This window comes from Hamadaea sp. NPDC050747, assembly GCF_040654195.1.
Classification (GTDB): Bacteria; Actinomycetota; Actinomycetes; order Mycobacteriales; family Micromonosporaceae; genus Hamadaea.
In genome coordinates, this window is sequence record NZ_JBFAHM010000004.1 from 569,528 (window position 1) to 588,892 (window position 19,365).

General features: G+C 71.4%; 16 protein-coding genes. 4 read left to right on the forward strand and 12 right to left on the reverse strand.

What is annotated here, in order from left to right; all coding sequences use genetic code 11:
• Positions 1–72: 72 nt before the first annotated feature.
• Complete coding sequence (locus AB0H43_RS12105; RefSeq protein WP_359999293.1) at positions 73–1,905, forward strand: beta-propeller domain-containing protein; 1,833 nt, start codon at positions 73–75, stop codon at positions 1,903–1,905.
• Positions 1,906–1,941: 36 nt separating this feature from the next.
• Here the strand turns inward: AB0H43_RS12105 and AB0H43_RS12110 are convergent, their stop codons facing one another.
• Positions 1,942–2,325 (reverse strand): hypothetical protein, encoded by a 384-nt coding sequence (locus tag AB0H43_RS12110; protein WP_359999294.1) that lies wholly within the window; start codon positions 2,323–2,325, stop codon positions 1,942–1,944.
• Positions 2,326–2,498: 173 nt separating this feature from the next.
• Here AB0H43_RS12110 and AB0H43_RS12115 point away from each other — a divergent pair, with 173 nt between their 5' ends.
• The gene (locus AB0H43_RS12115) at positions 2,499–4,985 is read left to right on the forward strand and encodes a DUF3516 domain-containing protein (protein WP_359999341.1); all 2,487 of its coding nucleotides are present in this window, start codon (positions 2,499–2,501) and stop codon (positions 4,983–4,985) included.
• 121 nt (positions 4,986–5,106) lie between these two features.
• Here AB0H43_RS12115 and AB0H43_RS12120 read toward each other — a convergent pair whose 3' ends face one another.
• The 3 genes from AB0H43_RS12120 to AB0H43_RS12130 form a co-directional block, all read right to left on the reverse strand.
• Positions 5,107–5,658 (reverse strand): hypothetical protein, encoded by a 552-nt coding sequence (locus tag AB0H43_RS12120; protein WP_359999295.1) that lies wholly within the window; start codon positions 5,656–5,658, stop codon positions 5,107–5,109.
• Positions 5,659–5,724: 66 nt separating this feature from the next.
• The gene (locus AB0H43_RS12125) at positions 5,725–6,048 is read right to left on the reverse strand and encodes an FKBP-type peptidyl-prolyl cis-trans isomerase (protein WP_359999342.1); all 324 of its coding nucleotides are present in this window, start codon (positions 6,046–6,048) and stop codon (positions 5,725–5,727) included.
• A 326-nt stretch (positions 6,049–6,374) separates the two neighbouring features.
• Positions 6,375–6,680 carry a hypothetical protein gene (locus AB0H43_RS12130; protein ID WP_359999296.1) on the reverse strand — a complete coding sequence of 102 codons (306 nt, stop codon included), beginning with the start codon at positions 6,678–6,680 and terminating at the stop codon, positions 6,375–6,377.
• A gap of 133 nt (positions 6,681–6,813) precedes the next feature.
• Between AB0H43_RS12130 and AB0H43_RS12135 the strand changes: the two genes are divergently transcribed.
• Positions 6,814–6,954: a hypothetical protein gene (locus AB0H43_RS12135; protein WP_359999297.1), complete on the forward strand. Its 141-nt coding sequence runs from the start codon at positions 6,814–6,816 to the stop codon at positions 6,952–6,954.
• A 69-nt stretch (positions 6,955–7,023) separates the two neighbouring features.
• Here AB0H43_RS12135 and AB0H43_RS12140 read toward each other — a convergent pair whose 3' ends face one another.
• Both AB0H43_RS12140 and AB0H43_RS12145 read right to left on the reverse strand, forming a co-directional pair.
• Positions 7,024–7,539 (reverse strand): RDD family protein, encoded by a 516-nt coding sequence (locus AB0H43_RS12140; protein WP_359999298.1) that lies wholly within the window; start codon positions 7,537–7,539, stop codon positions 7,024–7,026.
• Between the two features lie 28 nt (positions 7,540–7,567).
• Positions 7,568–9,037 (reverse strand): peptide MFS transporter, encoded by a 1,470-nt coding sequence (locus AB0H43_RS12145; protein WP_359999299.1) that lies wholly within the window; start codon positions 9,035–9,037, stop codon positions 7,568–7,570.
• Between the two features lie 193 nt (positions 9,038–9,230).
• On the opposite strand from AB0H43_RS12145, the gene AB0H43_RS12150 reads away from it, so the two are divergent.
• Positions 9,231–9,569, forward strand: coding sequence for an RNA polymerase-binding protein RbpA (locus tag AB0H43_RS12150; RefSeq protein ID WP_253751942.1), 339 nt, complete (start codon positions 9,231–9,233; stop codon positions 9,567–9,569).
• Between the two features lie 147 nt (positions 9,570–9,716).
• On the opposite strand, the gene AB0H43_RS12155 is transcribed toward AB0H43_RS12150, so the two are convergent.
• The 6 genes from AB0H43_RS12155 to AB0H43_RS12180 form a co-directional block, all read right to left on the reverse strand.
• Positions 9,717–10,058 carry a DivIVA domain-containing protein gene (locus AB0H43_RS12155; RefSeq protein WP_359999300.1) on the reverse strand — a complete coding sequence of 114 codons (342 nt, stop codon included), beginning with the start codon at positions 10,056–10,058 and terminating at the stop codon, positions 9,717–9,719.
• 41 nt (positions 10,059–10,099) lie between these two features.
• Positions 10,100–10,585, reverse strand: a complete 486-nt coding sequence (locus AB0H43_RS12160; protein ID WP_359999343.1) for an FxsA family protein — start codon at positions 10,583–10,585, stop codon at positions 10,100–10,102.
• 47 nt (positions 10,586–10,632) lie between these two features.
• Positions 10,633–12,354 carry an apolipoprotein N-acyltransferase gene (gene lnt / locus AB0H43_RS12165; protein ID WP_359999344.1) on the reverse strand — a complete coding sequence of 574 codons (1,722 nt, stop codon included), beginning with the start codon at positions 12,352–12,354 and terminating at the stop codon, positions 10,633–10,635.
• A 74-nt stretch (positions 12,355–12,428) separates the two neighbouring features.
• Positions 12,429–13,268 (reverse strand): ATP-binding cassette domain-containing protein, encoded by an 840-nt coding sequence (locus AB0H43_RS12170; RefSeq protein WP_359999301.1) that lies wholly within the window; start codon positions 13,266–13,268, stop codon positions 12,429–12,431.
• On the reverse strand, positions 13,265–15,811 hold the full coding sequence (locus AB0H43_RS12175) for a hypothetical protein (RefSeq protein WP_359999302.1): 2,547 nt from the start codon (positions 15,809–15,811) through the stop codon (positions 13,265–13,267). The genes AB0H43_RS12170 and AB0H43_RS12175 overlap by 4 nt, the downstream gene beginning before the upstream one ends.
• Positions 15,808–19,254 (reverse strand): hypothetical protein, encoded by a 3,447-nt coding sequence (locus AB0H43_RS12180; RefSeq protein ID WP_359999303.1) that lies wholly within the window; start codon positions 19,252–19,254, stop codon positions 15,808–15,810. Before AB0H43_RS12180 ends, AB0H43_RS12175 begins: the two co-directional genes overlap by 4 nt.
• Between the last annotated feature and the right edge of the window lie 111 nt (positions 19,255–19,365).

The window sequence follows — 19,365 nt, forward strand, 5'->3', positions numbered from 1 at the left end:
CCAGCGCGCTGCGACCACAGCTGGAATGGCGGCGACGGGAACCCGTTCGCGACCGCGCGCGTCTTAGGCGCCATGAGACTGAAGCTGCTGGGCGCGGCCGCGTCCGCCCTCATCGCGTTGAGCGCCTGCACCGAGGAGTCGCCGACGCCCGCCCCCAGCCAAGTGGCCGCGCCTGCGCTGCAGCTCGTCTCCTACGACTCCTGCGACCGGCTGCTCGCCGACGTCCGCGCCGCGGCCAAGGCCAGCGTCCAGCCCTGGGGCTTCGGCAACCAGATGCTGTGGCGCGACTTCGCCAGCGGCGTCGAACGGGCTACCGGCGGGAAGACAGCCGTCCCCGACGCCGCCGGGCCGGCGTACTCGGGAACGAACACGCACGAGGCCGGCGTGGACGAACCCGACCTGGTCAAGACCGACGGCAAACGCATCGTGACGGTCAGCCGGGGCGTGCTGCGCATCGTCGACGCCGCCCAGCACAAGCTGACCGGGACCGTTCAGCTTTCTCAGGCCGGGGATCAACTGCTGCTGTCCGGCGACCACGTCCTGGTCATGGGCGGCCGCGACTACTATCCCGCAGCCCGTGGCGGACCGATGGTCACCGCCCAGAACACCACGATCACGCTGGTCGACCTGACGACCGCCAAGGTGATCTCGACCTACACCATCGACGCCACGTTCACCGACGCGCGCCAGACCGGCTCCGTCGCCCGGGTCGTCGTGCGCTCCGCACCGCGAATCGTGTTCAAGCCGGACGCACGCGGCGATCAGAAGACACTCATCGCCAACAACCGGAAGATCATCGACAAGACGCCGATCGACGCGTGGCTGCCGAAGTTCACCAGCGACGGCACGCCCGGCACCGTCGACTGCGGCGACGTCCGCCACCCCGCGACGTTCAGCGGCTCGGAACTGGTCACCGTGCTCAGCTTCGACCTGTCCGCCGGCCGCCTCGCCGACGGCGTGCCGGCGTCGGTCTTCGCCGACGCGGAGACCGTCTACGGCTCCGGCACCCATCTCTACCTCGCCAACGACGAACGCTGGCGCGGCGTCGGCACCACCGGCAAGACCGAGCTGTACATGTTCGACATCACCGGCCGCCAGCCCCGCTACGTCGCCGCGGGCACCGTCTCCGGCTGGCTGCTCAACCAGTACTCCATGTCCGAGAACGACGGGGTGCTGCGGGTCGCGACGACCACCGGTCACCCGTGGTCCCAGACCTCCAAAAGCACTTCCAGCGTGTACGCCTTGCGCACCGACGGAGGCACGTTACGGGTCGTCGGCAGCGTCGGCGGACTCGGCAAAGGCGAGCAGATCTACGCCGTACGCTTCGTCGGTGCGACGGCGTACGTGGTGACGTTCCGGCGGACGGATCCGCTGTACGTGGTCGACCTGCGTGACCCGGCCAAGCCCGTCGTCGCCGGTCAGCTGAAGATCCCCGGCTACAGCGCGTACCTGCATCCGCTCACCGGCGATCGGCTGCTCGGCGTCGGCCAGGCCGCCGACGACAACGGCCGAGTGCAGGGCACCCAGATCTCCCTGTTCGCCGTCGGCGACCCGACGAATCCGAAGCGCCTGGCCAACCACGAGGTCGGCGACCACGGCTACAGCGAGGCCGAGTTCGACCCGCACGCGTTCCTCTACTGGCCCGACACGAATCTGCTGGTCGTACCGGTCCAGAAGTGGAACTCCGACAAGGGCGACGGGGGCGCGCTGCTGATCAAGGTCGGCGGCGCCACACTGACCGAGGCGGGCTGGATCAGCCACCCGGTCCAGGCCAAGGACAGCTACTACCCGGCGGCGATCCGGCGCAGCCTGGTCATCGGCGACGAGCTGTGGACGGTCTCCGACTCCGGCCTCATGGCCAGCACGCTGGCGGGCGGCAAACGGGTCAGCTGGCTGCCCTACTGAGGTGCTTGCCTCCGGCGTCGCAGACGATCGGAGATGTCAATGAACGTACGCCGGGCCGCAACGATCGTGGCGGCGGGTGTCCTGCTCACCGTGGGGTTCACCGCCACATCGGCGTACGCGGAAGTCGTCGACCCCGAGGCGCTCCCGGCATCGGCCTCGGGAGCCGCCGGGCAGACCGTCGCCGTGACGATCGCCTTCGAGGCGTCGGCCGCGATCCCGGCGTCGGGGCCTGCAGTTCAGGTGGGAGGTCGCCTTCCCGGCCGGGGTGCTGATCAAGGAGTACGCACCCGGCTGCGTGTACTGGGGCACCTTCAAGGCACGCTGCCAGATGGACTCCGTGTCGGCCGGCCGGCACGAGCTCCGGTTCCAGGTGATCATGTCGACGGCCTCCGTCGCGACCGGCAGCTTCACGCTGACCATGAAGGCAGCCGGGTACTCCGAACCGACCTACACCAACAACAAGGCGTCTATCACACTGAAGCGGGCCGCCGTCACCTCCGGCTCGCCATCCGCGCGCCCAGGTTGAACGGTTTGCCCGACGGCACAGTAACCTTGCGCCGGTGACCTCCGCCTCGCGTACCCTCATCGATCTGCTGCCGCCGCCCGCCGAGGGTGGCGGACCCAGCGAGCCGGAGGAAGTTCTGCTCGCCTTCGAGGAGTGGGCCGCGAGCCGCGGGCTGAGCCTCTACCCCGCGCAGTCGGAGGCCCTGCTGGAGGTCGTGACCGGCTCCAACGTGATCTTGGCGACGCCGACCGGGTCGGGCAAGAGCCTGGTCGCCGCGGGCGCGCACTTCTCCGCGCTGGCCTCCGGCGAGCGGACCTTCTACACCGCGCCGATCAAGGCCCTGGTCAGTGAGAAATTCTTCGCGCTGTGCGAGCAGTTCGGGGCGAAGAACGTCGGCATGCTGACCGGCGACGCGGCGGTCAACGAGTCGGCGCAGATCATCTGCTGCACCGCCGAGATCCTGGCCAACCTGGCCCTGCGCGAGGGCGCGAAGGCCGACGCGGGCCAGGTCGTCATGGACGAGTTCCACTTCTACGCCGAGCCGGATCGGGGCTGGGCCTGGCAGGTGCCGCTGCTGGAGCTGCCGAACACCCAGTTCGTCCTGATGTCGGCGACCCTCGGTGACGTCACGCGGTTCCAGGAGGACCTGACCCGGCGGACCGGGCGGAACACCGCGGTGGTCACGTCAGCGACCCGGCCGGTGCCGCTGGTGCACGCGTTCTCGCTGACGCCGCTGCAGGAGACGGTCGAGGAGCTGCTCCAGACCCATCAGGCGCCGATCTACATCGTGCACTTCACCCAGGCCGCGGCGATGGAGCAGGCCCAGGCCCTGATGAGCGTCAACATGTGCACACGGGCCGAGAAGGACGCGATCGCCGAGATGATCGGCAACTTCCGGTTCGCCGCCGGGTTCGGCAAGCAGCTGTCCCGCCTGGTGAAGCACGGCATCGGCGTGCACCACGCTGGGATGCTGCCCAAGTACCGCCGGCTGGTGGAGTTGCTGGCCCAGGCGGGTCTGCTGAAGGTCATCTGCGGCACCGACACGCTGGGCGTCGGGATCAACGTGCCGATCCGCACGGTGTTGTTCACTGCCCTGTCGAAGTTCGACGGGACGCGGATGCGGCATCTGAAGGCCCGCGAGTTCCACCAGATCGCCGGGCGGGCCGGCCGGGCCGGGTTCGATACTCTCGGCCGGGTCATCGTCCAGGCCCCCGAGCACGTCATCGCCAACGAGAAGGCGATCGCCAAGTTCGCCGGGGACCAGCGCAAACTCAAGAGCTACGTGAAGAAGAAGCCGCCCGAGGGGATGGTCTCCTGGGGCCAGCCCACCTTCGACAAGCTGGTCGCCGCCGACCCCGAGCCGCTGACCTCCAGCTTCACGGTCACCCACTCGATGATCCTCAACGTCATCGAGCGCGGCGGCGACGTCTTCGCCGACCTGCGCAAGCTGCTGACCGACAACCATGAGCCACGGTCCGCCCAGCTCAAGCTCGTACGCCGAGCCTTCGCTATCTATCGCGCGCTGCTGGCCGCCGGAGTCGTCGAGCGCGTGTCCGGGCCGGGTGAGCCGCTGCGCCTGCGCGTGGTGGAGGATCTGCAGCTCAACTTCGCCCTCAACCAGCCGCTGTCGCCGTTCGCGTTGGCCGCCCTGGAACTGCTCGACCGCGCCTCACCGACGTACGCCCTCGACGCGTTGTCGATCATGGAGTCGACCCTGGAGAACCCGCGCCAGGTGCTGTCGGCCCAGCAGTTCAAGGCCCGCGGCGAGGCCGTGGCCCAGATGAAGGCCGACGGACTCGAATACGACGAGCGCATGGCGCTGCTCGACGAGGTGACCTATCCCAAGCCGCTCGCCGAACTGCTGGAGGGGGCGTACGAGATGTATCGGCGCGGCCACCCGTGGGTCAGCGAACACGAGGTCGCCCCCAAATCCGTGGTACGCGACATGTACGAGCGCGCCATGACGTTCACCGAGTACGTCGCCTTCTACGGGCTGGCCCGCTCGGAGGGCATCGTCCTGCGTTACCTCGCCGACGCCTACCGGGCGCTGCGGCAGACCATCCCGCCGGACGCGCGTACCGAGGACCTCGAAGACCTCATCGAATGGCTCGGCGAACTGGTCCGCCAGGTCGACTCCAGTCTGCTCGACGAATGGGAGCAGCTGCGGAACCCCGTTTCCGACGGCGCACCGGTCGTGCTGGAAGAGAAGACTCGGGGCGTCACCGCGAACGTCCGGGCTTTCCGCGTACTGGTGCGCAACGCCTTGTTCCGCCGGGTGGAGCTGGCCGCCTTCGAGCGCTACGACACCCTCGCCGAACTCGACCCCGACTTCGACTGGCGTACGGCGCTGGACGCGTACTTCGAAGATCACGACGAGATCGGCGTGGACGGCGACGCGCGCAGCGCCGGGCTGCTGCTGATCACCGAGACGAAGGACCGCTGGCAGTGCCGGCAGATCCTCGACGACCCCGACTCCGACCACGACTGGGCCATCACCGCCGAGGTCGACTTGGCCGCGTCGGACGAGGCGGGCACGGCCGTCGTCACCGTCCTCGACGTCGCCCGCCTCGACTAGCCCCGCTTCCGCCCCCGCTTTCCGCGCGATCATGAACTATCGGTCATGATCGCGCGGCGTGTCGTGTCCCTACGAGCCTGATCGTTCCCCAACTCCATGATCGGCTTCGCGGGGCGGGGCATCAGGTGCAGCTCGGGACCTCCACCAGACGGCGTACCTGGCCGAGCGGGATCCAGTTCTCCGCGGCCACGACCGAGCCCGGACTCACCACATATGGCGCTGTCACCACGACGTAGCCGTCATGCTCGAAGCTGACCGGCCCACAGTCCGTGCCGCCCTCGTGATCCACCTTCATGAGCGGACGCGTCGTCTCGGCCACCGGGGACAGCCAGCCGACGAGCAACGCCATCACGATCAGCGACAGTCCTGCGACGGTCCATCGCCTCGCCGAGCCGAGGCCCAGACCGGCCCGGTCGCCCGGCTCCCCGCCCGCCGCACGGGCAGCGAGGAACACTGCCCGGATCAGCGCCACGAACGCCACGACCAGCAGGAGCGCGATCCACCATTGCAGCCACCAGACAAGGTCGGTGACGTCGTCTCGCCCTCGGACGATGACCGCCGCGCCGAGCAGGGCCGTCACACCCGCGACGCCGTTACGCCACGCCTCGGCCTGCCGCCGGCCGGCGGCCACGTCGTCGAATACCCGCTCGTCAGCGGCCCCGTCAGTTTCCACGCCGCACACAATAAAGCGACACCGGGGCGAAAACTGCCCCGATGTCGCTGAGCTGACCGAACTGTGTCAGGCGTTGATGGAGACCACGTCCACCACGAAGACGAGCGTCTCGTTCGGGCCGATCACGCCGCCCGCGCCCTGAGCGCCGTAGCCCAGGTTCGGCGGGATGACGATCAGTCGCCGGCCGCCGACCTTGGCGCCGACGAGGCCCTGGTTCCAGCCGTCGATGACCCGGGCCTGGCCCAGCGGGGCGACGGTGAACGGCTGTGCGCCCCGGTCCCACGACGAGTCGAACTGCTTCTGCGTCGACCAGGAGATCCCGACGTACTGCACCGCCACCGAGTCGCCGATCTTGGCCGCGTCGCCGGAGCCCTCGACGATGTCGGTCACCTGGAGACCGGAGGGCTTCTCCGCGTCGCCGGTGAAGGTGACCGTGGGCTTGTTCTTGGTATCGGTGCTGACGTTCACGCCACCGTTGCCTTTCGTCTCGGAGCCGCTGTCGCCGCCACAACCGGCCGCCCCCGCGGCCAGCAGCCCGCCGAGGGCGAGGACGGTCACGACTCGCTGAATGATTCGCACCCGCGCAGGCTACCCGAGAGATCGCCGTTCGCCGGTACAACCGCGCGGACCAGCAGATGCGCCTAGACTTGGTAGATCTAGTACGAGGTTTACGGCGTTCTACGAATGCCGGCACTTCGGGCGCTCGCAATGACTAATCAGATCTCGCCCGACGGCAGATTCCGATGGAACGGCACACGGTGGGAACCGCTGTCGCCAGACGGGCGCGCCGTGTGGAACGGCTCCCACTGGCAGCCGATCACATCAGCACCGTCGAGACGCCCGTTCTTCTCAACGACGACAGCGGTGGTGCTCGTAGCCAGCGGTCTGACAGCGCTTTGCTGTGTCGGCGTCATCGTTTCGGGCGGGGGCCAGGATCCCGCGCCCCGACCGTCGATCACGGCGACCACGACGAGCCCGACATCGCTGCCCAGCTCCGCCTCCTCGCGGCCCGCCTCGTCCACACCGGGCTCACCCAAGTCAGCGAGTCCGACACGACCTCCGGCTGGCACTCCGCCACCGGCAAGCCCACCCCCTGCCTCACCACCCGCCGTGGCGCCACCTGAACCGAGCTGCCACCCCAACTACTCGGGATGTGTGCCGATCGCCCCGGACGTCGACTGCGCCGGAGGCAGCGGAAATGGACCGGCCTATGTTCAGGGGCCGGTGCGGGTCTACGGCGATGATCCGTACGACCTGGACCGCGACGACGACGGCGTCGGTTGCGAAGACGGCTAAGCCATCCTGCGAATCAGGGGTACGCAGGCTACGACGGCCCATGATCACCTGCGTAACCGTGATCTGGCGCTAACGAGCTGACGGCCCGGCGGGGGTCACGCTGAGCGCGGTCGCCGCGTCGTAGGGCGTACGGCCGGCGAAGAGGCCGACGAGATAGGCGATCACCACGAGCCAGGCCGCGCCGGTAAAGATCGTGCCGACGGTGTCGTCGCCGGCCTTGAGGAAGGAGAAGACGCCCGTGTGGGCGAGTTCCCACGGCAGCGCCACCTTGAGCAGGTTGCGCCCGAGCGCCCGACCGAAACCGGGCAGGCCCTGGACACCCGCCGGAGCCGGCGAGGAGGCGCGGGACACTCGAAGGCGGAGGAGACGCTTGCCCGGTGAAGCGCCCCGGGCCTCCCAGAACGCCAGCCAGAGGGTCACCGGCACGATCAGGATCACGAACGACAGCCCGTTCCAGGCTGCCGTCGAGATGTCCAGGGACCGGCCGAACAGCAGACCGAGCGGGATCAGCGCGATGGCGTACAAGCTGATGACGCACCAGTCGACGAGCCAGGCGGCGAGCCGGCGCAGCGCGGAAGCCTTCACCCGGCGGATGGTAGCGCCCGCGCGCGAGTCAGTGGATGCCGCGCATCAGTGTGCGGATGTGCTTGGTGAACATGAACGCCGCGAGGCCGATGAGCACGGAGGCGATGCCGAGGATCAGGAAGTAGCTGGGCCCGCCGTCGGACGTCTTGGCGATCTGGCCGCCGATCGCGTCGCCGACCGCGGTGGACAGGAACCAGACGCCGAGCATCTGGCTGGCGTACCAGGCGGGGGCGAGTTTGGTGGTCATGGACAGGCCGACCGGCGACAGCGAGAGTTCACCGGCGACCTGCAGCGCGTAGACCGCGACCAGCCAGAGCGGCGAGATTTTGTGGGTGAGGGCCTGCTGGGCGGCGGCGGCCATGAGCATGAAGGACAGACCATTGAGGATCAGCGCGACGGCGAACTTCCATGGCGTGGAGACGCGGGTGCCGAGTTTGACCCACAGCGCGGCGGCCAGCGGCGCGCCGATGATGATCAGGATCGGGTTGACCGACTGGAGCCAGGCAGCCGGGAAGGTGAAGTTGCCGATCGTACGGTCGGTGTTGTCGTCGGCGAACGTGTTGAGCACCGAACCGGCCTGGTCGTAGATCATCCAGAAGCAGGCGGCGAAGACGAACAGCCACACGTACGCGTGCATCCGGCTGCGCTCGTCGTCGGTGAGCCGCTTGTCGAGGAAGATCCGGCTGAAGTAGACGACGGCGACCGCCACGGTGAACCAGGCCAGCAGGTCGACCACGCTGCTGACGCTGAGCCAGCCGACCAGCGCCAGGAAACCGATGAGCACGGCGGCGACCACGGCGCTGAGAACGACCCAGCGGAGCGTCCGCGTACGCTCCGGGCCGATCAGCGGGTGCGTGGGGGCGGCGCCGTTCTCCTTGAGCCGCTTGCTGCCGACGATGTACTGGATGACGGCGAAGGTCATGCCGACCGCGGCGACGCTGAAGCCGACGTGGTAGTTGACGTGATCGGCGAGCCAGCCGGTGATCAGCGGCGCGATGAAGGCGCCGAGGTTGATGCCCATGTAGAAGATCGAGAAGCCGGCGTCGCGCCGTGGTGAGTCCTTCTCGTAGAGGTTGCCGACCATCTGGGAGATGTTCGGCTTGAGCAGGCCGGTGCCGAGCACGATCAGGATCAGGCCGGGGAAGATGCTCCAGTCGGTCGGGACCGCCATCGTGTAGTGCCCGAGGGCGATGACGATGCCGCCGTAGAGCACGGAACGCCGCGCGCCGAGCAGCCGGTCGGCGACCCAGCCACCCGGCAGCGCCGCCAGGTAGACCATGCCGACGTAGACTCCGTAGAGGGCGTTGGCCTGGCCGTCGGCCATCCCGAGGCCGCCCTCGGCGGCGGTCGCGGTCAGGAAGAGGACCAGGATGGCCCGCATGCCGTAGTAGCTGAAGCGCTCCCACATCTCGGTGAGGAACAGCGTCGACAGAGCCCGGGGATGTCCGAAGAAGGATCGGTCCACGTCTTCTGCGGGGATCGGTTCAGTGATCGACATCCCAGACCTCCGATTTCACCATCAAACAGTCCCAAAATGGACCATAACGGATCTCCAGGCCCGGGTGAGGCCAGTCGCGTGATTCGCGGGCCAGGTACCCTTGAGGGAATCTCTGACACAGTCGCGGTCGTTGCACCGTGTGACCGGGACTGAGCAGGGACCTTGCAAACTTTTCTCGAGGGGTGAGCCGAATATGGGCGAGCGCATGCTGCGCGGAAGCCGACTGGGCGCCGTCAGCTACGAGTCGGACCGCAACACCGAACTGGCTCCGCGTCAGACCCGTGAGTACTTGTGCGCCAACGGCCACCAGTTCGAGGTGCCGTTCGCCGTCGACGCCGAGGTGCCCATCACCTGGGAGTGCAAGTTCGACGGCACGGTGGCCCGCCTGGTCGACGGCTCCGAGCCGGAGCAGAAGAAGGTCAAGCCGCCGCGTACCCACTGGGACATGCTGCTGGAGCGCCGGTCGCTCGAGGAGCTCGAGGAGATCCTCAACGAGCGCCTCGACGAAGTCCGGACGCGTCGGGGACGTTAATCGCCTCAAGCACACGACCCGTCAGGTCAAGCCTGGCGGGTCGTTTCATGTTTCTTCTCGTCCCGGCTCCGCGCTGGTGCCGACCGTCGCTCCCGCCGGGCACCGGTCGGGCCGTCAGACGGCCCTCCCTGCCAGCTCCGCGCCGGCTCAGCTCGGCGCGGCTTGCTCCAGCTCGGCCGCCAGCCGGGCCAAATGCTGGTCGACCTGCTCGCGGTCGTAGCCACGGAGCACGACGAGCCCCTTGGTCCGAAACTCGGCAATCGACCGCCCGACCGTCGCTGCGGCCGCTGGATCCTGATAGGCCAGCGCGTCCTGGGCCGCCTGGATCACCTTGTGGACCTGTTCGCGGTCGTAGCCGCGCAGCACGATCGTGAAGGGCGTCTCGGTCGGGGTGCTCTGGTCCGCGAGCGCCGGCTCGCTGCGCTTGGGAAGCGTCATGACGACGATGAAGACCGCGGCGATAGCGGCGGCGACTAGGAACGGCAGCACTGGATGCCCCTCTCCGGACGAGTGGGGTCAGCGTAGCCGGGTCAATCGACGATTTCGCCTTCGATGACTTCGTCGGTCTCCGTGGGCTGGGCTGCCTTGGGTGTGCGCTGCACACGCACCTGGCGCGGGCCGAACAGGTCGCCCGCCACGTTGGATGGAACGCGCTTCTCGGTCATGCCTTGGGCACGCCGGGCGGCGAACTTGCGGATCGGCGGGATCAACAGCAGCGCGCCGATCAGGCCGGTGAAGAATCCGGGCACGAACAGCAGCAACGCGCCGACCGCTCCGGCGATGCCGTCAGCGGCTTGGGGTCCGACCGGGCTGTTGCTGCGGGCTGCGTCGCGTACTCGCCGCCAGCCGCGCTTGCCTTCGCGCGCGAGGGCGAACATGCCGGCCGCGCTCAGCAGTAGCACCGCGAACAGCGCCCAGCCGAAGCCGATGAGCTGAGCCACCCCTACGAAGACGGCGATCTCGACGATCGCCAGGATCAGCACCGCCAGCGGCACGAAACGCCACCGAGACCGCACTGCCACCTCCAGACCCGCGCCAACCTTCGTTTGTCGGCGCTACAAGCCTACCCGCGCGACCGACGGCGAACGACGACAGCTCCGGCCAGCACGGCGATCGCGATCACACTCAGCACCAGCTCGGGCCAGTACGCCAGCCGCGTGGCCAAGGTCGTCCCGGTGCCCTCGTGGAGCTGACGGACCTGGACGTCCCGGGTGAAGAAGCCGGTGGACTGGTGCACGTCCCCCGAGGCGTCGACGAAGCCGGAGATCCCGACGGTCGACGACATCAGCGATTCCCGGCCGTGCTCGACGGCGCGCAGCCGGACCATGGCCAGCTGCTGCCGGGCCTCGTCGACGTTGAAGGTGGCGTTGTTGGTCTGCACCACCAGCAGGCCCGCGCCGTCGGTCACCGTGTCGCGCACCAGCCCGTCGTACGCGATCTCGAAGCAGATGACGTCGCCGATGGTGGCCGGCCCCATGGTCAGTACGCCGGAGGTGTCCCCGGGCTGGAAGTCCGACCGGAGCAGACCGGCCTTGTCGGTGACGATCTTCGCGATCGGTTCGATCCACTTCCGCAGCGGCATGTACTCCGCGAACGGCACCGGATGCTGCTTGGTGTACCGGGCGGTGACGCCCTGGCCGGACTCCCAGACCAGGCCTACGTTGTAGACCTGACCCTCCTGCCGGCCGTTGAGCACCGAGCCCACCAGGATCGGTACGCCGACCGCCCGCGCGGCCCGGTCGATGGCGTCGGCGGCGTCGGCGTTGCGCAGCGGGTCGATGTCGGAGGAGTTCTCCGGCCAGATGACCAGATCCGGCTTGGCCTGCTTGCCGGCGGCGACGTCGGCGGCGAGCTGCTCGGTCGCGGTGACGTGGTTGTCGAGGACCGCCCGGCGCTGGGCGTTGAAGTCCAGGCCCATCCGCGGCACGTTGCCCTGCACGATCGCGACCGTGACCGTCGGGCCGTCCGGGGTGGACAGCGGAACGGCGTACCCGACGACGGTCAGCGCGGCCGCACCGAGGATCAGGCTCGCCGCTACCAGCCACCGCTTCGGCTTCCCCTGGCGCGCCGGCTCGGGCGTCGCCGCCGGGATGGGCGCTGGATCAGGGTTCTGGGTCGAATCTTGATCGAAGATTCGACCGTCATCCCTGATCCAGCCCGAGCCGAGCGGGTCGGACGAGACATCCGCCGTGGTCGGGGGCGCAGCAAGCAGGCGGGAGAAGGCGCGAGTCACGGCGAGCAGGAGAAGGCCGCCGGTGACGGCGACGACGAAGGTGACCAGCGGCGCGCCGCCGAGCACGGCGAGGCGCAGCGTCGGAGCGTCGGCCTGGCTGAACGCCAGCCGTCCCCAGGGGAACCCGCCGAACGGGGTCCGGCCCCGCAGCGCCTCCTGCCCGACCCAGAGCACGCCGATGATCAGCGGCCAGCTCCACCGCCGGCGGTCGACGACCGGGCTCACCAAGGCCAGGGCCAGCCCCTGCAGGGCGAAGTACGCCGCCTGCAGGCCGACCAGCAGCAGCCACGGCCACGGGCCGACGTGCGTACTGGTCCAGGACAGCAGCGGCGCGAAGAACACGACACCGGTGATGAAGCCGAACAAAGCCCCCGTACGCGGTCGCCGCCGGTGCACAGCGAGCGCCGACGCGGCCACCCCGAACGGGGCGAGCCACCACACGCTGTAGGACGGGAACGACAGCAGCAGCGCCGCTCCGGCGACCACGGACAGCAGCAGCCCGGCCCAGTACGGCACCGGCTTGCCGGCGGGCGTCGGCTCGGGCGCGGCCACCTCGGTCGGCGGGGCGTCAGGCGGGGCAACGGCTGCGGTCACGGCGCAAACCCTACCGCGCAGCGCTGCGTTCCCTACGGGGAAGCGGGCTTCTCCGCCTCCAGCATGACCGCCCCGTCGACGTCGTCGACCGAGAACAGGGTGCCGGGCGGGTAGCTGGCCAGCATCGCCGGGGGAAGCTGCACCGTGCCGTCCCCGGCGACGACCGCGAACTCCCGCCCGCCGCGGCCCTCCGCGCCGACCCGGCCGTCGCGGATCGTGACGACCCGCCCGAACGCCTCGCCGACCGCCATGTCGTGGGTGACCGCGACGATCGTGGTGCCGCGTTCGGCGTTGACCCGGTCGAGCGCCGCCAGCACCTCGTCCCGGGCCGCCGGGTCGAGACGGCTGGTGGGTTCGTCCACCAGCAGCAGGCCCGGTGACGCGGCCAGGCCGACCGCCAGCGCCGCCCGCTGCTGCGCTCCCGGCGGCAACTGGTCGATCCGGCGGTCGCCGTAGCCGAGGAGCCCGACCAGGGCCGCGACCGACTCGGCCGGTTCGACGTCGGCGGGGCGTACCTTGCGGACGCGGCGCTGGGCGAGCCAGATGTTGTCCTCCAGCGTCGCGTACGGCAGCAGGTTGCGCGTCGCGCCCTGCAGCACCACCCCGAGGTCGGTGCCCCGCAGCCGGGCCAGCTCGCCGTCGGTGAGCTTGCCGATGTCGGTCTGTCCCAGGTGGACGCGGCCGGCGCTGGGCCGCATCAGCCCGGCCAGCAGCGCGATCAGCGTCGACTTGCCCGATCCGCTCGGGCCGACCAGGGCGACCTTCTCGCCCGGCGCGATCTCCAGGTCCACCCCGGCCAGGGCGACGACGTCGCCACCCTCGGCCCGATAGATCTGCACGACCCGACGGCAGATCACGGCCATTCCGTTCACCGGGACTCCCCTTCCACCGCCCGCCGCAGCACGGTGGCCACGACGAGGCTCGTCAGCAACAGAATCACGACCTGGCCGAGCAGGGCCGCCGCGAGCAGTCCGGGCCGCACCGGCAGCAGCGGGGTGGCCGGCGCGAAACCCCCGTCGGCCACCATCGGCACCACCGCCCGGGCCGTACGCCACGCCAGCCCCGCAACGAGGGCGCCGATCAGCGCGGCCACCACCACGAGGACGGCGTACCCGCCGGCGACCTGGCGCGGCACCGATCGCGACCGCATGCCCTGGATACGCAGCGCCCGCATGACCCGGCCGATCTCGTCGTGCTCCGCCGCGCCGACCACCAGTACGCCGGTCACCCCGAGCACCACCGCCGCCAGACACGCCACGAGGTAGAACCGCAACGCCAGCGCCGGGCCGGACGAGTCGAGCCGGTCGGCCGCCCGATCCGCGGTCATCGTCGCCACCGGCGTCAGCCCTTGCACCCGCAGTCCCGACCGGATCAGCTCCGGCGTGCCCTCGGCGAGCCAGACCTGCGCCTGGCGTACCGGGGTGGCGGCGGGCAGACCCGCGAGGTCGATCAGACCGCCCGAGGTCCCGAGCCGGGGCAGCACCGCAACCTGGGCGACCTCGGTCACCGCCACCGAGTCCGCGCCCGCGGCGACCCGATCCGGCGGCGGCTGCGTCACGATGATCGGCAGCGGACCGGAGCCGGACGCCGTCAGCGAAGCACACGCCTGATCCTGGGACACCTGCGCGTCGGCGCTCCAGTAGCCGACGTGGCAGAACCGTCCGGCGTCGACGGCCAGCACCCGGAACCGTTTGTCCGGCAGCATCGCCGCCGCCATCGCGTACCGGCCGGACGGGTCGGCGTCGTGGACGGCGTTACGCAGGTCTCCCGCGGTCGTGGTGGGCAGGCTCCAGACCTCGGCCGCGCCGAGGTCCAGCTGGGCGCGTTCGGCTCGCGCCCACGCCCCGGCGGTGGTGGCCGCGACGGCGAACCCGCCGGTGCCGAACAGCACCACTAGCAGGGCCAGCAGCCGCGAATGCGTCGGGCGCCGGGCGATGACGAACGCGGCCATGGCCCGGTTGACCCGGCCGCGCCGCAAGCCCCAGCGGCCCAGGCGTTCGGCGACCGGCCCGGTCACGCGGCGGGCCACCAGTCCGGCGGCGACCGCGATCAGCAGTGGAGCCAGCAGCGCCAGTCCGCCCGGCTGGTCCTCGGCGGTGATCTGGTACCCGGCCGCGACCGCTGCCAGGACCGCGCATACCTCGGCCAGTCCGATCAGGACCGTGTGCGCACGGGCGGGCGTACCGCGCAACTGGGCCGCGATCGGTCCCCGGCTGGCCTGCGCCACGGCCGTCCCGGCGAGCGCGGCCACCGTCACGATCGCCGCCCCCACCGTCGCGGCGACTCCCCAGGTCAGGCGCGGGCCGTCACCGCCCGGCAGCGTCCACGCCCCGAGGAGGCGTACGCCGAACCACCCGGCGGCCAGCCCGATCGGCGCCGCGGCCAGCGCCGGCAGCAGCGTCTCGGCCGCCGACAGCCACCATCGCGTCAACCCCGGTACGCCCCGCAGCCCGGCCAGTCCGCTCTCCGTACGCCGTCGCACCGTGCTGGAGCTCACCGCCAGATACAGCACCACCATGGTCAGCAGCAGCAACGGAACCGCCGCGACCTGCACCGACCGGTCGAGTCCGGCGCGTTCGGCGGCGATGCGGTCCAGCAGGTCCGGCAGCGCGGTGCTGGCGTCGTAGCCGTTCTCCTCGGCCAGCGTCTCCTCTTCGGCCGCCAGCGCCCGCAGCCCGGCGTCGTCGGTGAAGTCCACTCCGTCGGCGATCAGGTCGGTGGTCTGGAACGCGGTGCCGAACGGGGTCGCGCCGACGGTTTCCAGCGTCGCGAAGACGGCCGGCACGTTCTCCTCGGGCTCCTCGTCCGGCTGCGGCACGCCGGTGAACGACCGCCCCGCCCCGTACGCACCGGTCAGGTCGCCGATGGCGTACACGCCGACGACGGTCAGCCGGATCGGGTCGCCGTCGGCCCGGAAGCCGCCCTGCGACAGGGTTCCAGCGGCGAACTCGGTCTCCGAGCCCGGCCGCAGCCCGGCCGACTGGGGCACGATCGCCTCGCCGGCTCCGGCGATGCAGCGGCCCGACAGCATGCGCACGTGCGCGCACACCCCCGACCGGTACGCCAGCCACACCGACTTGCCCGGGGAAGTGTCCGAGCCGCCCAGTTGGCCGCCCACGAGCAGGCCGCCGACGGTGGTGAAGCCGGGCTGATACGGCAGTTGCGGGGCGAGCTTGTCGGCCGCGGGCGGGGCCGGACGGCCCGGGAAGCCGCCCGGCGTCAGCAGGATCGTGCGGGCGATCGACAACTCCTGCGGCGCGGCGTCGGCGACCTGCGCCGCGGTCACCGCCCGCGCCGCCGCCCCCGCGTACAACGGCACCGCGGCCGCCGCCGCCGAAGCGATCACCGACAGGGCCAGCACCAGCAGCGCGGTGCCACGCCGACGGCGCAGCATCACCCGGACGATCCGGATCATCGGTCCTCCTTCCCGGCCCCACCAGCCGACACCCCAGCACCGCCGGACCCCACGTCATCGCCGGACACCGCGTCACCGCCAGACACCCAGCCGCCGTCGGACACCGAGCCGCCGTCCGACGCCACGTCACCGCCGGGCACGGCGTCACCGCCAGACACCCAGCCGCCGTCCGACACCGAGCCGCCGTCCGACACCGAGCCGCCGTCCGACGCCGAGCCGCCGTCCGACGCCACGTCACCGCCGGGCACGGCGTCACCGCCCGACACGGCGTCACCGCCCGACACCCCAGCACCGCCGGACACGGCGTGGCCGCCAGACACCGAGCCGAGGCTCTGGGCCGCGCCCGGACTCGTGGGCTTCGGCCCGCCGGCCGACGCCCCGCCGCCACCTGGCACTGAGCCGCCGTCGGCCAGCACCACGCGGGTCAGCCGCCGCGCACCGAGCCAGCCGGCTGCCGCGATCGGCATTGTCGCCACGAGCACGCCGACACCGATGGCCGGCGCGGACACGGACGGGATGCCGGTGGCCGTCCAGTCGTCGGTGAACACCGCCAGGCCGCTACCGCGCCAGCCGACCGCGGCGGCGATGGCGAGCACGGCTCCGAGCAGCACCCCGACCGCGACCAGCAGCCACGCCGACCAGGCGATGGTGCGTACCGCCGTGCGGGCCGTCAGGCCCTGGCGCCGCAGGTCGACCAGTTCGGCTCGGCGTTGGGCGTACTCGCCGGTGGTGATCACGGCCAGCCCGGCCGCGCCGAGGAACACCCCGAGCAGCGCCGCGCCGAGCTGGAAGCGGGCCGCCTGCCCGGGTCCCGTACGCGCCATCCGGTCGACGCGATCGTCCACCGTCTCCTCACCCGCGATGAGCAGCCGCTTGCGCAGATCGGTGAGCACGGCCGACGGCGTGTCCGCCCGCGCCCACACCTCGGCCTGGACGACTCCGCCGTCGTCGGCGAGCCGGTCGGCGTACTCGTGGTCGATCAGGAAACCGTCCGCGCCCGCACCGGGCAGGACGTTCGCGCCGTCCACCACGCGTACCGGCCGGGAGACCCCGTCGAGCACGGGCAGTTCGCGGACTTCGTCGGTCTGAGCCAGCCGGGGACGTCCGGCGGCCACCACGGGCAGCGGCACCGGGGCGTCTGCCACCAGCACGCGCAGGTCGGTCGAGACGTGCATCGGATCGCTGGGCCGGTATTCGGCGCTGAGCCAGGCGTCGCCGTGCAGCACGGTGAGATCGCCCGCGGTGGTGGTGAAGCCGGGTCGCCAGCGACCGGCTGCGGCCATCCAGGCCGCGTCGACCAGCGTCTTGTCCGGGGACTGCTGCCGGATCGCGGTCAGCCGCAGGCTTTCCGGCGACGAGGTGAAGCCGAGCCAGGCCAGCCGGCAGCCGTCGGCGCACTGCGGCACGTCGACGCCGTACGAGCCGGCGCCGGCCTGGTGGGCGACCGTGACCGCCACGGTGAACCGCTGCCCGGCCGTCGTGACCAGCGCCGCGCGGATCGCGCCTCCGGCGTCGGCGGACATCGCCGTCACGTCGAGCACCAGGCGGGTGCCGGTCAGCCGCACCGGCTCGTTCACCTTCGGCCGAATGTCCGCGGCGATCCGCCGGGCGAGCGCGCCCGAGGTCTCCGCCACGCGCGCCAGCCGGTCGCTCTCGACCGCGACGACACTGCTCGCCGCGCGTTGCTGCCGGGCCGCGGCCAGCAGCCACCGGCCGTCCGGGTCGGCGGCGTGCACGGCCACGCGTACCGCGGTGTGATCCGAGCCGACCACCGTGATGACCCGCGCCGCGCCCATCTCGGCCAGCGCGCGGTCGCGCAGCGCCGTCGACGTGGTCTGCAGTCCCGAGGCGGCCAGCGCCGGCGTCGCCACCGCGACCGCTACCAGCGCCAGCGCCCGTGCCGTGTGCGGGCGCCGCGCCAGCTGCGTCGCCGCCAGGCCGAGCCCCAGGTCACCACGACGCAGCCGGCCCACGCCCAGGTGGGCCAGCCCCCAGGCCACGGTCCGCCCGGCCAGCAGGGCCACCGCGAGCACGCTCACCATCGGGGCCAGCGGCGCCAGGCCCGCGTCCCGGCTGGCCGTCACATTCTGGTACGCCAGCAGCAGCGCCACGACGACGGCCAGTGCCTCCAGCGGCGCAAAGCGGAGCCGCCGCGCGGCCCGCCGCGCGCGCCGCACGGCGTCCAGCACCGGCGTACGCAGCACGCGCGTCTCGGTCGCCGCGACCAGCGCCAGCACCGCCACCAGCACGGCACCGGCCGCCACACCATCCGTCGCCGACATCGGAGACCCGCCGCTGAGCAGTCCGGCGGCCGTGCCCAGCACTGCCCCGGTCAGGACGGCGATCGCCGATGGGCCGACCGCGAACAGCCAGCGCGTCCGCACCGGCGCCCCGCGCAGGACGCCCAAAGCGGTCTGCGGTGCCCGCCGGTCGGCCGCCGCGGCCGCCGCCAGCAGCAGGACGAACACCCCCACCAGCAGCAACGCGCCCGCCGCGGCCAGTACGCCGGCCGCGAGCGCCCGCCGTCCGGCGGTGATCCGGTCGAACAGCTCCGGCAGCAGCCCGGTGGCGAAGAACGAGTCGGGCGGCGTCTGCCGCAACGCGTCCAGGGTCGAGCGGGCGGGGCCGAGGTCGGCGGGCAACGCCGCCGGATCGGTGACCGTCGCGTCCATTACGACGGTGACGCTGACGCCGTTGATCGCGTCGGCGGCGAGCGGCGTACGCAGCAGCGAAGCGTCGCTGGTGGCGATCGCGCGCACGGTGTCCGCCCCGGTCAGCACCGGGGTGTCGGTGCGCCGGGGGTCGGCGGTCACATCCGACCGGCCCGCCCAGTACGCCGCGTCGCCGCCCGGCTGGTAGATCCCGGCGACGGTCAGCCGGTAGCCGAGCACGGCCGAGGTCGTCGGCACGTCGGCGGTCAGTTCGTCGCCCACCCGTACGCCGAGTTTCTCGGCTGCCGCCGCACCGAGCAGCACCTGACCGGGCTGAGCCGGGCAGTTTCCGGTGATCGTCAGGTGGTCGCAGGCGCCGTCGCGGCTGACCACCGGAGCGGCGAGTTGCCCGGTTCCGGTCGTGATCCGGGCCGGGACCTGCAACGTCGTGTAGACGGCCAGGCCGCTGCCGGCCGCGGCCCGCTCGGCGGCCGACCGGGCGGCGTCGACCTTGCCCCGGTCACCGTCGGCGTCGAAGACGACTTCGCCGCGCAGGCTGAGCGTACGCTCCAGCGGCCCGGCCGCCGCCACGTGCGCGACCAGCAGCCGCCCGGCCGCCGTGCGGGCGTACGCGGGCGCCGCCGTGGCCACTGCGGCGAGCAGGAATCCCAGCGTGGCCAGGATCGCCGCCTGACCGGCGTGGGCGCGTAATCCGCGCCGGAGCATCCGCCACATGTCCACCCTCTCGCCACCCGAGCCGCTCGCCACCCGTGCCCGGGAGCGCTCCCACACTCAGCGAAGGACACTAGCGGATCAAGGCCGAACGCGACGTCCCCCGATCAGCGCCAAGTGCGCCGAGCGATCCGCGCCGGATCAGGGATCTGGGTCGTATTCCGCCCAAGA

Coding starts and splice junctions, on each gene's coding strand:
- AB0H43_RS12150 (WP_253751942.1), top strand. CDS start 9,231: ATGGGCGAGCGCATGCTGCGCGGAAGCCGACTGGGCGCCGTCAGCTAC.
- AB0H43_RS12145 (WP_359999299.1), bottom strand. CDS start 9,037: ATGTCGATCACTGAACCGATCCCCGCAGAAGACGTGGACCGATCCTTC.
- AB0H43_RS12175 (WP_359999302.1), bottom strand. CDS start 15,811: ATGATCCGGATCGTCCGGGTGATGCTGCGCCGTCGGCGTGGCACCGCG.
- AB0H43_RS12105 (WP_359999293.1), top strand. CDS start 73: ATGAGACTGAAGCTGCTGGGCGCGGCCGCGTCCGCCCTCATCGCGTTG.
- AB0H43_RS12110 (WP_359999294.1), bottom strand. CDS start 2,325: ATGGTCAGCGTGAAGCTGCCGGTCGCGACGGAGGCCGTCGACATGATC.